The organism is Bradyrhizobium sp. 1 (genome assembly GCF_023073315.1).
Taxonomy (GTDB): domain Bacteria; phylum Pseudomonadota; class Alphaproteobacteria; order Rhizobiales; family Xanthobacteraceae; genus Bradyrhizobium.
Genome location: NZ_JADPJH010000010.1, coordinates 522,798 through 535,854 on the forward strand (window position 1 = coordinate 522,798; position 13,057 = coordinate 535,854).

Annotated in this window: 10 protein-coding genes and 1 pseudogene; 1 reads left to right on the top strand and 10 read right to left on the bottom strand. The window is 65.0% G+C overall.

Features of this window, described 5'->3' with window-relative positions:
* Positions 1 to 12: 12 nt before the first annotated feature.
* The 7 genes from arfB to IVB29_RS05185 all read right to left on the bottom strand — a co-directional run bounded on the left by arfB (position 13) and on the right by IVB29_RS05185 (position 9,005).
* Positions 13 to 429: an alternative ribosome rescue aminoacyl-tRNA hydrolase ArfB gene (gene arfB / locus IVB29_RS05155; RefSeq protein ID WP_247502295.1), complete on the bottom strand. Its 417-nt coding sequence runs from the start codon at positions 427 to 429 to the stop codon at positions 13 to 15.
* 114 nt (positions 430 to 543) lie between these two features.
* Positions 544 to 1,911, bottom strand: a complete 1,368-nt coding sequence (locus tag IVB29_RS05160) for a pitrilysin family protein (protein WP_247502296.1) — start codon at positions 1,909 to 1,911, stop codon at positions 544 to 546.
* Positions 1,908 to 3,302, bottom strand: coding sequence for a pitrilysin family protein (locus tag IVB29_RS05165; RefSeq protein ID WP_247502297.1), 1,395 nt, complete (start codon positions 3,300 to 3,302; stop codon positions 1,908 to 1,910). Before IVB29_RS05165 ends, IVB29_RS05160 begins: the two co-directional genes overlap by 4 nt.
* Positions 3,303 to 3,503: 201 nt before the next feature.
* Positions 3,504 to 4,229 carry a hypothetical protein gene (locus IVB29_RS05170; protein WP_247502358.1) on the bottom strand — a complete coding sequence of 242 codons (726 nt, stop codon included), beginning with the start codon at positions 4,227 to 4,229 and terminating at the stop codon, positions 3,504 to 3,506.
* A 96-nt stretch (positions 4,230 to 4,325) separates the two neighbouring features.
* The gene (gene lspA, locus IVB29_RS05175) at positions 4,326 to 4,820 is read right to left on the bottom strand and encodes a signal peptidase II (protein ID WP_247502298.1); all 495 of its coding nucleotides are present in this window, start codon (positions 4,818 to 4,820) and stop codon (positions 4,326 to 4,328) included.
* A gap of 10 nt (positions 4,821 to 4,830) precedes the next feature.
* Positions 4,831 to 7,830: an isoleucine--tRNA ligase gene (gene ileS, locus IVB29_RS05180; RefSeq protein WP_247502299.1), complete on the bottom strand. Its 3,000-nt coding sequence runs from the start codon at positions 7,828 to 7,830 to the stop codon at positions 4,831 to 4,833.
* 203 nt (positions 7,831 to 8,033) lie between these two features.
* Positions 8,034 to 9,005, bottom strand: a complete 972-nt coding sequence (locus IVB29_RS05185) for a bifunctional riboflavin kinase/FAD synthetase (protein WP_247502300.1) — start codon at positions 9,003 to 9,005, stop codon at positions 8,034 to 8,036.
* Between the two features lie 231 nt (positions 9,006 to 9,236).
* On the opposite strand from IVB29_RS05185, the gene IVB29_RS05190 reads away from it, so the two are divergent.
* Complete coding sequence (locus IVB29_RS05190) at positions 9,237 to 9,632, top strand: response regulator (protein ID WP_007596883.1); 396 nt, start codon at positions 9,237 to 9,239, stop codon at positions 9,630 to 9,632.
* 88 nt (positions 9,633 to 9,720) lie between these two features.
* On the opposite strand, the gene IVB29_RS05195 is transcribed toward IVB29_RS05190, so the two are convergent.
* From IVB29_RS05195 to IVB29_RS05205, 3 genes and pseudogenes are all read right to left on the bottom strand, one after another.
* On the bottom strand, positions 9,721 to 10,575 hold the full coding sequence (locus IVB29_RS05195) for a TIGR01459 family HAD-type hydrolase (protein WP_247502301.1): 855 nt from the start codon (positions 10,573 to 10,575) through the stop codon (positions 9,721 to 9,723).
* Between the two features lie 15 nt (positions 10,576 to 10,590).
* The gene (locus tag IVB29_RS05200; protein ID WP_247502302.1) at positions 10,591 to 12,072 is read right to left on the bottom strand and encodes an EAL domain-containing protein; all 1,482 of its coding nucleotides are present in this window, start codon (positions 12,070 to 12,072) and stop codon (positions 10,591 to 10,593) included.
* Between the two features lie 143 nt (positions 12,073 to 12,215).
* A pseudogene (locus IVB29_RS05205) lies at positions 12,216 to 13,057 on the bottom strand (hypothetical protein); the annotation flags it as partial.

Below are 13,057 nucleotides of genomic sequence, written 5' to 3' on the forward strand. Positions count from 1 at the left end.
TGCGGTGCGATCCTAGTCGTCGAAGTGCCCGCCGCGCTTCGACTTGATGTCGCTGCGGCGTTTCTTGCCCTCGAGCCGGCGTTGCTTGGAGCCGAAAGTCGGCTTGGTCGCGCGGCGCGGTTTTGGCCGTATCATTGCCTCGGCGAGGATCTCGACGAGGCGGTCGATGGCGTCCTGGCGGTTGCGCTCCTGGGTGCGGAAGCGCTGGGCGTGGATCACGATCACGCCGTCCTTGGTCATGCGCTGGCCGGCGATGCGGGTTAGCCGGATCGCCGCATCTTCCGGGATGGTCAGCTTGCGCGCGTCGAAGCGCAGCTGGGCCGCTGTCGACAATTTGTTGACGTTCTGCCCGCCCGGGCCGGAGGCGCGGACAAAGCCGATCTCGATGTCGTCCTCGTCGATGACGAGATCGCGGGATATCCGCAGCATGATGGCACCATTCGTGTTGTCCGGACATATCGCGGACGTCCACGTTCGGCAATGGTGCATCCTGGAAACGCAAATGGCCGGGCGAGCCCGGCCATTTCAGTAAAGGTCAGGGGATCAGTTCGACTTCGTCGCCGGTGCCGCCACCGGCTGCGCGGCGGCCTGTGGGGCGCGGCCGACGACGACGGTCAGGAGGCCCTGGCCCCAGAGGCGCTTGGCGGCCGCCTTGGCGTCATCCAGGGTGACCGCATCGACGACGCCGTTGCGCTTCTCGATATAGTCGATCGGCAGCTTGTCCTGCTGATATTGCAGCAGCGCCTGCGCGAGCTTCGAGGAGGTATCGAGCGCCAGCATCTGCGAGCCCTTGAGGTAGGACTTGGCCTCGTCGAGCTCCTTCTGCGTCGGGCCCTCCTCGGCGATGCGGCGCACTTCCTTGTCGATGGCGTCGATGGTGTCGCCGGCACGGTCGGCGCGAGTGCCGGTGTTGCCGATGAAGATCGCCGAATGCTCCATCCACAGCAGCGACTCGTACACCGAGTAGGCGAGGCCGCGCTTCTCGCGGACCTCGCGATAGAGCCGCGAGGACAAGCCGCCACCGCCGAGGATGTGATTGACCACATAGGCCGCCATGAAGCTCGGGTCGCTGCGCTTCACGCCGGGGCCGCCGAAGGTGATCACGGTCTGCGGCACGTCGAGCGGCACGAAAGCGCGCTGCGGCGGCTTTGCGGCCTCGATGTCGGCGACCGGCGTCAAATTGGCCTTGGCGGGCAGGCTGCCAAAGGTGTGATCGAGCAACTTGCCGAGGGTCGCAGGATCGACGTCGCCGACGACCGCGACCTTCAAAGTGTCCTTGGCGAGCACGCGGCCGACATAATCCTTCATGTCGGCGACCGTGACGGTCGGCACGCTGTCGATCGTGCCGTTGGTTTGCCGGCCGTAGGGATGATCGCCGAACGTGACTTCGAGGAATTTGCGGCTCGCCAGCGAGGTCGGGTTGGTGCTCTCGCGGCGCAGGCCGGAGAGGACTTGTGCGCGGATGCGCTCGACATCGGCGGTGTCGAAATGCGGCGAGGTCAGCGCGCTCCTGAGCAGATCGAAGGCCTCGTCCTTGTTGTCGCGTAGCATGCGCAAGCTGCCGCGGAAGGTATCGCGGGTCGCGCTGAAGGAGAGCTCGATGGCGCGGCGGTCGAGCCGCTCGTGGAAGGTCTTGGAGTCGAGATCGCCGGAACCTTCGTCGAGAAGGTCGCCGACCAGATTGGCGACGCCGGATTTGTCCTTGGGATCCTGGGCCGAGCCGCCGGCAAAGGAATATTCCATGGCGATCAGCGGCACGGTCGCGTCCTGCACGAACCAGGCCTCGATGCCGCCGGGCGAGACCAGGCGCTGGATCTTTGCGGCGGCGAGCGACGGCGAGACCGTTGCGAGCGCGAGCGCTGCGCCGGTGGCAAGAGAGAAGGCAACGCGTCGAAGGAAGGGATAGGTCACGAACGCTTCTCCTCGCGCTTGGCGGCACTGGTGTCCTTGATCAGATAGCCCGTCACCGAGCGCTTCTTCTCGATCCATTTCTGCGCAACCGTGCGAACCTGCTCGGCGGTGACCGCGCGAATGCGGTCAGGCCAGCTCCTGATGTCTTCGATCGACAGGCCCGTCGTCAGCGCGCCGCCATACCAGCGCGCCAGCACGGCCTGATTGTCCTGGGCGTAGATCGCCTCCGCAATGAGCTGGGTCTTCACCCGCTCGAGGTCCTCGGCGCGGACCGGGTTCTGCGCGATGTCGGCGATGACGCCGTCGATCACCTGCTCGACGTCGGCGAAGCTGACGCCGGGTTTTGGCGAGGCCGCGACCGCGAACTGGGTCGGGTCGAGCGAGATGCTGGAATAGCTGGCGCTGGCGGAGACCGCGAGCGGCTTGTCGACCACGAGAGCGCGGTAGAGATAGGAGTTGCTGCCGCTGCCCATCAGTTGCGCGAGCACGTCGAGAGCGGCGCTCTCGCCGGCCGCGGCCGTGGTTGCAGAGGGCACCAGATAATAGCGGCGCAGGCTCGGCTGCTCGACGCGCGGGTCGGACAGCGTGACGGTGCGCGGTGCGGCCGGCTCCGGCTCCTGCGGGCGGATGCGCTGCGCGGGGATCGCCGGCTGGGCCGGGATCGGGCCGAAATTGCGCTCCACCAGCGGGCGCACATCGGCGGCCTCGACGTCGCCGGCGATGACCAGGATCGCGTTGTTCGGCGCGTAGAAGCGGCGATAGAAGGCGAGCGCATCCCCGCGATTGAGCTTCTCGATCTCCTGGTGCCAGCCGATCACCGGCCGGCCATAGGGATGATTGAGATAGAGCGCGGCCATGACCTGCTCGTTGAGCCGCGCGTCAGGGCTGTTGGCGACGCGCATGTTGTACTCTTCGAGCACAACGTCGCGCTCGGGCAGCACGTTCTCGTCCTTGAGGACGAGGCCGGTCATGCGATCGGCCTCGAATTCCATCATGGTCGGCAGCTGCTCTTTCGGCACGCGCTGGTAGTAGTTGGTGTAGTCGACCGAGGTCGAGGCGTTCTCGTTGCCGCCGACGCGGAGGACGGTCTGGGAGAATTCGCCGACCGGATGCTTCTCGGTGCCCTTGAACATCAAATGCTCGAGGAAGTGCGCGAGCCCGGACTTGCCCGGTGTCTCGTCGGCCGAACCGACCTTGTACCAGATCATCTCGGTGACCACGGGCGTGCGGTGATCCGGGATCACCACGACCTGGAGGCCGTTGCTGAGTGTGAAGCTGGCGGGCGGGGCCGATGTCACCGTGGTCTGGGCGAGGGCGGCGCCGGCCGACAGGACACTCGTCGAAAGCAGCGCGGCAAGGAGGCGGGCAACCGATCGGTTTGCAGACATCATGATCCCTGGTGAAAGGCCGAGGTCCGGATGTCCGGCTCGGAGGCACGGCATGCTACACCGTGCGGCTGAGGCTTCGCGTCACGAAGCAGAGAACTCAACGCTTAGGCAAGTTACTGATAAGCAATTTACGGACCGCGTCCGGCGTGCATCAGCCGCCGGCGCCGAGTTCGTCTGCCAGCATGTTGCACCCGGCAAGGAACGTTATTGCTCCTTGTCCTTGCCGGACATGATGTCGAAATAGGTCTTTTTCGTATTGTCCTTGCCGGCGCCATAGGCGTAGCTCGAGGACGGCGTCTGGTATCCAGGCGGCGGCTCGACCAGCGACTGGCGCGGAGGCTCCGTCGTGAACTTCGTCTCTTCGGAGCCGCGACCGCCCGTCATCATGCCCCATAGACCGCCGGTGAAACCGAGCTGGGCGGGGCTGAGCGACGGGTTGGAGTTGGTGCCTGGTTGAATGGGATCATTGCTCGTGCGCTCGGGAGCGGCCGTCTGGCCGACCTTCATCTCGGCGGGGGTCAGCGGCCGGGCGGCCTGCCAATTCTCGGTCTCCTTGGTGGCCTTCTTCCGTGCGGCGATGGCTTCCTTGCGGCGCTTCTCCTCGGGGTCCTTGGGCCAGTTCGGAGCGGCCTTGGCCTGGGTCGCGGGAGGCGGAAGGTCGAGTTTGGGCGGCACCACCAGCGGCGAGCGCTCGCGGTATTCGATGCCGGGCTTTTCCATGCTCTTGGCGCCGATGCCGGACATCAGATTGTCGATGATCTTCTCTTCGAAGGTCATCCCGTCATCATCCTCATCGTCGTCACCGGCGCGGGCCGCGCCTGCCGACATGACGAGGCCGATGCCGATCGCGACAGCAGACAATTTCAACGCCCGCCAGAACCCTGATTTGGGGTCTCGAACCATCGAACTGCTGGTCTCGGAGCTGCGCATCACTGTACCTGTTCCATATTGTGACAGATCGCCGCTCGCGCGCGGCCAGTCCTGCAAAAAAGCAAGGTTCCGCCTCACCGCCCGTATCGGCCGGGATCAGGGCGCTTTTGCGGCGGGTATCCCCAGGAAGGAATCATACAATAGCGCCGCCACCCCAGCAACGATGGCCACATCCGCGAGGTTGAAAACGTACCAATTATAGGTATTTCCGCCGATCTCGATATGGAACAGGGCGAAATCGACCACGGCGCCATAAGCGAAGCGGTCGATACTGTTACCGATCGCGCCGCCGATGATCAGCCCGAGCGCGATGGTCGCAAGCCAGGTGTGAGAGCGGGCCATCCAGATCGCCAGCGCGACCACGGCGATGACCTTCACGGCCATCAGCGCGATCTGCGCCGCCTGGCTGTCGTTCTGGAGCCAGCCGAAGCTGATGCCGATGTTCCAGGCCAGCACCAGGTCGAAGAACGGCGTCACCGTCACCACGCCCTTACGGGCGAGGTCGAATACGTTCAGCAGCCACAGCTTCGAGGCCTGATCGGCCACGAGCGTGACCACGGCTGCGAGGATGCCGGCGCGGAGCGGGGTCATGGCCGTCCGATCAGACGCTCACGCCCAACGCCTTCCATTCGCGCAACGCCTTGGCATCGCGCGGGGTGACGTCGGGGTATTCAGGGTCTTCGCCCACCATCGGCGAAATCTTCCAGGAGCGGGCGCATTTGGTGCCGATCGCCTTCTCGACGACGACCGCGACACCGGGCACCGCATCGAGACGGAATGCGGACGCCGGCGCTTCGCCCTCGCGCACCTCGTAGTTCGAGGTGATGCAGATCTCGGCGAGATCGGTGTCGAACAGCGTCGCCAGCATGTCGCGGTCGGCGACATAGATCACCGGCGAGGCTTCCAGCGAAGAGCCGATGTTCTTGGCGGCGCGTTCGAGCTCGAGCGCACCGGTCACGACGCGGCGGACGTTGCGGATCGTCTCCCATTTTGCGGCGAGCTCATCGTCGCGGAGCTTTTCGAGACCTTCAGGGAACAGCGTCAGGTGCACCGAGGGTTCGGCGTCTGGCCTGTACATCCGCCAGGATTCCTCCGCGGTGAAGCTCAGGATCGGCGCCAGCCATTTCAGGACCGAGGCACACAACAGGTCGATCGTCGTCAATGCCGCCTTGCGTGTCAGCGAGGACGGCGGATCGCAATAAAGCGTATCCTTGCGGATGTCGAAATAGAACGCGGAGAGCTCGCTGTTCAGGAAGGCGGACAGGGTCGCGACCACGGTCTTGTAGTCGAACTCCTGATAGGCCTTGCGGATCACGTCGGCTCGCACCGCAAGTTCGTGCAGCATCAGCCGCTCGAGCTGGGGCATCTCGGCAGACGCGACCGCATCGGCCGGCTTGAAGTGATGCAGCGTCCCAAGCATCCAGCGCACGGTGTTGCGCAGCTTGCGGTAGGTCTCGATGGTGTTCTTCAGGATCTCCGGGCCGATGCGCTGGTCGTCGGCATAGTCGGTGGCGCAGACCCACAGGCGCAGGATATCTGCACCCGAATCCTTGATCACCTTCTGCGGCTCGACGGTGTTGCCGACCGATTTCGACATCTTGCGGCCGTTCTCGTCGAGCGTGAAGCCGTGGGTGAGCACGATGTCGTAGGGCGCGCGGCCCCTCGTGCCGGCGCTTTCGAGCAGCGAGGAGTGAAACCAGCCGCGATGCTGGTCGCTGCCTTCCAGATACATCACGGTGTCGGTGCCGCCGTCGATCTTGCGGACGATGTTGCCGAGCTGCGGGAAGTTCTGGCGATCCTCGAGCACGAAGGCGTGCGTGGAGCCCGAATCGAACCAGACGTCGCAGATGTCGTCGACCTTCTTCCAGTCTTCGCTCGCGCGTTCCCTGAGGAAGCGCGCGCGGGCGCCGTCCATGTACCAGGCGTCGGCGCCTTCCTCCATGAAGGCTTCAGTGATGCGCTGGTTGATGGTCTCGTCCTGCAGGATCTCGGCCGAGCCATCGCTCTTCTCGCGCACGAACACGGCAATAGGCACGCCCCAGGCGCGCTGGCGCGAAATCACCCAGTCCGGGCGATTGGCGATCATGCCGTTGATGCGGTTCTCGCCCGACGGCGGCACCCATTGCGTGACCGAGATCGCGTGCAGCGCGCGGGCGCGCAGCGTGTCGCCTTTCTTCGCATGGCCATCCTCGGCGATGTCCTTGTCCATCGCGATGAACCATTGCGGCGTGTTGCGGAAGATCACCGGCTTCTTCGAGCGCCAGGAATGCGGATATTGGTGCTTGAGACGGCCGCGCGCGAGCAGCTTGCCGCCCTCGATCAGCGCCTTGATCACGGCCTCGTTGGCATCGCCCTTCTCGCCCTTGTCGTTGAGCACGCGCTTGCCGGTGAAGCCGGGGGCCTGTGCGGTGTAGGCGCCGTTCTCGTCGACGGTGTAGGGGATGGCGGTATTGATGCCGCGCGCATCGAGCTCGCGGGTATTGGCCATCCAGACGTCGAAATCCTCGCGGCCGTGGCTCGGCGCGGTGTGCACGAAGCCGGTACCGGTGTCGTCGGTGACATGGTCGCCGGCCAGCAGCGGCACGATGAACTCGTACCCTCCGTCGAAACCGCGCAAGGGATGGGCGCATTCGACGACGTCCAGCGTGTCGCCGGGAATGTCGCGCACCTTCTTATAAGACGTGACGCGCGCCTGCTTGAACACCTCTGCGGCCAGCGCATCGGCCAGGATCAGGAGATCACCGTTCTTCGCCCAATTGTCCGCGGGCGCGTCCGTCACCTCAAAAAGGCCGTAGGCGATCTTCGGCGAGAAAGAGATCGCTCGGTTGCCGGGCAGCGTCCAGGGCGTGGTGGTCCAGATTACGACGCTTGCCGAGGCCAGCGCGCCATGCGCGGGCGAGGTGACCGGGAATTTCACCCAGACCATGTCGGAGGTGTAGTCCTCGTACTCGACCTCGGCCTCGGCAAGCGCGGTCTTCTCGACCACGCTCCACATCACCGGCTTGGAGCCGCGATACAGCGTGCCATTGGCCGCGAATTTCATCAACTCGCGAGCGATCTGCGCTTCGGCCGGATAGCTCATGGTCTGATAGGGATGATCCCAGTCGCCGATGATGCCGAGCCGCTTGAACTCCTCGCGCTGCACGTTGATCCAGTGCGTCGCATAGGCGCGGCACTCTTTACGGAACGCCACCATCGCGGTGGAGTCGCGAAAATCCGGCTTCTGCTTGCCCTTTGAGCGGTAGTTCTCCTCCTCGATCTTCCATTCGATCGGTAGGCCGTGGCAGTCCCAGCCGGGCACGTAATTGGAGTCGAAGCCGAGCATCTGCTGGCTCTTGGTCACGACGTCCTTGAGGATCTTGTTCAGCGCGTGGCCGATATGGATGTTGCCGTTGGCGTAGGGCGGGCCATCATGCAGCACGAATCTGGCGCGCCCCTCGGCTTCCTGGCGCAGCCTGTCGTAGAGGCCGATGTCGTTCCAGTATTTCAGGATTTCCGGCTCGCGGTGCGGCAGGCCGGCGCGCATCGGGAATTCGGTCTGCGGCAGGAACAGGGTTTTCGAATAGTCTTTGGAGTCGGACTTTTGCGGCTTATCGGACATGGGGCTGACTGGCTCGGAATGGCGCGGGAACGGATGACGATGCGGGATCGCGGGGTGAAACGACCAAATCCCGGTCTTGCGCCGAGCCTTTAGGCTCAGGCGGAAGCCGGGCCGCTAATCCCTATGATGCGCCGCGCAAACATGGGCACTCCATAGCAGGGGGCTAAGGGAAGCGCAAAAGGTTCGGCGGGCCGGATTGGGCCTCAATCGATCGCCCCAAGCCTCGGAAACGCGTCCGGGGCGGCGGCCAGCATGGTGCGGGCGCGGGCGGAATCGTCGTCCATCTGGCGGATCAGGGCGTCCAGGCTGTCGAATTTCAGCTCCTCGCGGATGAAGCCGATAAAGGCACAGTCGAGCACCTCGCCATAGAGGTCGCCCTTGAAATCGAACAGGAAGATTTCCAGCAGTGGCGCGCCATTATCAAAGGTCGGGCGGCGGCCGAAGCTTGCCACCCCGTCGAGGCGCTCGGCGCCGCGGCCGACCCGCACGGCATAGATGCCATGCTTGAGGCCGCAATTGGCATCGAGGCGGATGTTGGCGGTGGGATAGCCGAGGTCGCGGCCGCGCTTCTCGCCGTGGATCACCTCACCGGTGATGAACCAGGGGGCGCTGAGCATTGTCGTGGCTTCGTCGAGATGCCCTTCGGCGAGCGCGATCCGGATGGCGCTGGAGGACACCGGCCGCTCGTCGATATCGACATGTGGCTGCACGTCGACCTCGATGCCGAGCCGGGGCGCCTCGTTGACCAGCAGGCTCGGCGAGCCGACGCGTCCTTTGCCGAAATGGAAGTCGTAGCCGACCGCAATTCCGCTGACGCCGAGGCGTCCGATCAGGTCATGGTGAATGAAGTCTTGCGCGCTGGTCCCGGCGCGGGATTTGTCGAAGGTCATCACCACGGCGCCGGCGAGCCCGGTGCCGGCCAGGAGACGCAGCTTGGCCGGCTCGTCCGTCAGGCGGAATTGCGGGGTGTTCGGGCTGAAAAATCGCCGCGGATGCGGTTCGAAGGTCAACGCCAGCGCAGGGCGGCCATGCGTCCGGCCCATTTCCAGCGCGGCTGCGATCACAGCGCGATGGCCGAGATGAACGCCGTCGAAATTGCCCATGGCGACCACGGAGCCCCTCAAAATCGCGGAATCCGGCGTGGAGTCGCGGATAACGGTAAAATGCGGGGCCATCAGGGGAATTCTCGAAGCGGCAGGACCTCGCGGACCGTGGCTTGACCGGCCGGATGAAGTCAAGCGGCAGGGGGGCGGCCGCATTGAACATGATTTCAGTCCTTCGGGGGGCGCCCGCGATTAACGCGCTGTTTAACGCCTTGGTGCTAGTCCTTGAAACGTGGAACTGCGGGGCTGGAGCCAGGCAGGTCCGATCGTAATGTTTCCTGGGTATGCGTTGGGGGAGTCGAGATGGCGGTTGATTTGTCGATGTCGGTTCTGGTGGTGGATGACTACAGCACCATGATCCGTATCATCAGGAACCTCCTGAAGCAGCTTGGTTTCGAGAATATCGATGATGCCAGCGACGGTTCGGCTGCGCTGAACAAGATGCGCGGCAAGAAGTACGGGCTCGTAATTTCCGACTGGAACATGGAGCCGATGACGGGTTACGACCTGCTGCGCGAAGTGCGGGCGGATCCGAACCTTGCCACCACGCCTTTCATCATGATCACGGCGGAATCGAAGACCGAGAACGTGATCGCGGCCAAGAAGGCCGGTGTGAACAACTACATCGTCAAGCCGTTCAACGCGGCGACGCTGAAGACCAAGATCGAGGCGGTCTTCCCGGACATGGCGAGCGCGTAAGCGCGCTCAAAGCCATCACCTGAATTCGGAAGGCCCGGGCGCTTGTCCCGGGCTTCTGCGTTGCGTCGTTCCTAAGGAACGACAGAGGTCACCACTTCAATTCGCGCATCAGCGCCTTCGGCGGGTGGCCGAACAATTCCGTCACCGATTTAGGATCGAGCTGGTCGAGACCCTCGAACTCCTCGGCATGGATGCCGCGGGTGACGAACAGGCAGTCGATGCCGAATTCGCGCGCGCCGGTGAGGTCAGTGCGGACGGAATCGCCGATCGCCAGCACCTTCTTCCGGTCGATCATGTGGCCCTGGCGTTCGCCGGCCAGCCGCATCGCGCGCTCGTAGATTGGCCGGTGCGGCTTGCCGTAGAAGATCACCTCGCCGCCGAGCTCGCGATAGAGCTCCGCGATCGCCCCGGCGCAATAGATCAGCCGGTCGCCGCGCTCGACCACGATGTCGGGGTTGGCGCAGACCAGCGTCAGCTTGCGCTCGCGCGCCTTCAGCATCATGCCGCGATAGTCTTCCGCCGTCTCGGTCTCGTCGTCATAGAGGCCGGTGCAGACGATATAGTCGGCCTCTTCGAGCGGCGCGGTCGTCGCATCGAGGCCGCGATAGATCGAGTTGTCGCGCTCGGGGCCGAGCCAGAACATCTTGCTTCCGGGATGCTCGGCGACATAGAGCCGCGTCAAATCACCCGACGAGACGATCGCGTCATAGGTCTCATCCGCGACGCCGAGCTTGCGCAATTGCCGCTGCACGGAGTCGGCCGGGCGTGGCGCATTGGTGATCAGGATCACCGTACCGCCGCGGCTGCGATAGGTGTGCAGCGCCTCGCAGGCTTCGGGGAAGGCTTCCAGGCCGTTATGAACCACGCCCCAGATGTCGCTGAGCACGACGTCGACGCCGCCTACGAGCTCGCGCAGGGTTTCGGCGAAATGCAGCGTGGTCATGATGCGTGCGGCCGATCAGATGCGGCGTGCGAGCGCGGCGTTGCCGGTGCTGACGCGTTGGGCCGGAGACGCGGCTGACGTCGCGCCTGGGCTGGGGGAAGCGGAGCCATTGGATCCCTGAATGTCCTGCGCCTGGTTCGGCGAGGCCCCGCCGGTAGCAGATGCCCCATCCGGCCGCAATGGCCGGGGCGGCGCGAACAGGAAGCCCTGGCCGAACCGCACGTCATAGTCGAGCAGGTCCACCACCGCACGCTCGCCCTCGATCCGTTCGGCGATCAGGTCGATGCCGAAGCGGCCGAGCAGGTCGGAGAGGTCGGACGGGTGGATGTCCGAGGTCGAGGCCTGCCGGGGGTCGAGCAGCAGCGAGGCCGGCACCTTGATGAAGCGCACGCCGCGGTCGGCGAGCTCGCGCGGCTCGATCCTGAGATCCGTGACGTGGTCCATCGAAAAACGGAAGCCGCGCTGGGCGAGCGCTGCGAGATTCTCGGTCTCGGCCGGACCGAGGTTGCGGAAGGTCGACTGCTTGAACTCCAGCACCAGCGACGGCGCCAGCGCCCGGTTGGCCTCGAGGAAGTCCAGGCACTGCGCGAAGCTGGTGGAATTGCCGAGCGTGGAGGCCGCGACGTTGCAGAACACGCCGACATCCTTGTTGCGCACCATCAGGCGCCGCAGCACCTGCACACAGCGCAGCATCACCATGTTGTCGATGCGCCCGATCAGGCCGGAGGCCTCGGCAATGCTGATGAACTCCTCGGCGGCGATCAATTGATCGCGCTCGTCGCGCAGGCGCGTCACGGCTTCGTAAAACCGCACCTTGCGCTGCGGCAGCGTCACCATCGGCTGGAGGAAGATGTCGATGCGGTTCTCGTCGATGGCGTTGCGTAGCGTCGCCAGCATCTGGGGCTGGTTGCGTCCATTGGCGACCTGAACGGGATTGGCGGCCTGGGTCTGGATCACCGGTGGGGCCGGCCTTGGCGGCGGTGCGGGAAGTGGGGGAGGGGCAGCCACCCGCTCCTCGAAGGTTGCAACCAGGTCGAGCGGCGCCTCCGGCTCTATTCTGGCGACCGGAGCGGGGGTCGGTGCCGGCGCGGCGCCGGCCAGCAGATCCTCATGGGTCGATACGGTGGTGGCGAGCTGCCTGACCAGCCCGCCGAGCTCGTTGATCTCGCCGATCACCGATTGGACGCGGTCGGAATTGGTCGAATTGGACGAGGCGATGCGCCCCTCGATCGCCGCCAACCGGCGGCCGAACTCGGCGACCTGGCGGGCGAGGTCGGCGGTGCCGCGCGAGAGGTCGGCGATCTGGCCGCCGACGTCGCTGCGATCGCGCAGCCGCATCGACACCGCGTTGTAGAGGATCAGGAAGGTCAGCGCCGTCAGCGCCACGATCGCGGATTCAGTTCCGCTGATGCCCGCGACCGCGTAGAGCACCAGCCCGAGCGAGGCCGCGACCAGAACCATGCAGATGGCGATGAAGACCGTCGAAATGCGAATCATGCCGCGCGTTACGCCTCAAAGAGCTGACAGCCTCACCGGGAAAACACGGGCCGCTGTGTGACCGCGTCGCGCCTCATGCTTGCCCATGCCGGCATGACCCTAACATCATTGTTGATTCGAGGGGATAGCAGCCTCTTTGCTGTTCATGTCAGTCCAGCCCGGCGAAAGCCCTCGAGGTAGTGCTCGCGGTCGGCGGCGAGCTTGATGGGCATGAATTCGGCGATCCAGGCCAGCGAGACGTTCGGCTGGGCGCGGCGGAGTTCTTTCAGGGCTGCGTGGGCGATCTCCATGTGCCCCGCCATGGCGGCGGCTGCCGTCAGCACCCGGTGCCCGCCCACGAAGTCGCCGCGCTGGCGCAAGGACTCCTGGGCGAGCCGGATGGCTTCCTCGTAATCGCAGCCGAGGTAGCGGGCAAAGGCGGCGATGCCGAAATAGACGGGAGCATAGGGGTCGCGTGGGCTGAGGCGGATCGCCCGCCGCGCAGCCTCGTCGGCATCCTGCCAGCGGCCGCAATAACCGAGCGTCAGGCCATAATAGCCCTGCGCCAGCGCAAAGTTCGGATTGAGCCGCAGCGCGGCCTCGAACTCGGCCAGCGAGTCCTCGAACCGCCGCGCGAACAAATTGACGTGGCCGAGCGCATTATGCGCCCACGCATCCTCGTCGTCCGCGCGGATCGCCGCCCTGGCCGCGCGCTCGGCGGCGGAGATGGCGGTCGCCATCTCCATCCAGCCCATATGCGCCGTGAACATGTAGCTGGTGCCGAGCAGGCCGAGCGCCTTGCCATAGTTCGGGTCGAGCGCGATGGCCTTTTCGAGCAGGGCCTGCGCCACGACATGATCCTGCCGCGTCACACGCCAGTAGTGGGAGAGCGCGCGCATCACGAGATCCCAGGCATCCATGCTGTCGGGCGGCTTGCGCTGGGCGCGAAAGTTTTCCGCCGCGTAGAGCTGCGGCTCGATCGCGGCGACGATCGCTTCCGTGATCT

Excerpts from the sequence above, each read along its gene's own strand:
- lspA (WP_247502298.1), bottom strand. The coding sequence starts at position 4,820 with ATGACCCCGCTCCGCGCCGGCATCCTCGCAGCCGTGGTCACGCTCGTG.
- IVB29_RS05165 (WP_247502297.1), bottom strand. The coding sequence starts at position 3,302 with ATGATGTCTGCAAACCGATCGGTTGCCCGCCTCCTTGCCGCGCTGCTT.
- ileS (WP_247502299.1), bottom strand. The coding sequence starts at position 7,830 with ATGTCCGATAAGCCGCAAAAGTCCGACTCCAAAGACTATTCGAAAACC.
- IVB29_RS05200 (WP_247502302.1), bottom strand. The coding sequence starts at position 12,072 with ATGATTCGCATTTCGACGGTCTTCATCGCCATCTGCATGGTTCTGGTC.
- IVB29_RS05170 (WP_247502358.1), bottom strand. The coding sequence starts at position 4,229 with ATGCGCAGCTCCGAGACCAGCAGTTCGATGGTTCGAGACCCCAAATCA.
- IVB29_RS05195 (WP_247502301.1), bottom strand. The coding sequence starts at position 10,575 with ATGACCACGCTGCATTTCGCCGAAACCCTGCGCGAGCTCGTAGGCGGC.
- IVB29_RS05190 (WP_007596883.1), top strand. The coding sequence starts at position 9,237 with ATGGCGGTTGATTTGTCGATGTCGGTTCTGGTGGTGGATGACTACAGC.
- IVB29_RS05185 (WP_247502300.1), bottom strand. The coding sequence starts at position 9,005 with ATGGCCCCGCATTTTACCGTTATCCGCGACTCCACGCCGGATTCCGCG.
- arfB (WP_247502295.1), bottom strand. The coding sequence starts at position 429 with ATGCTGCGGATATCCCGCGATCTCGTCATCGACGAGGACGACATCGAG.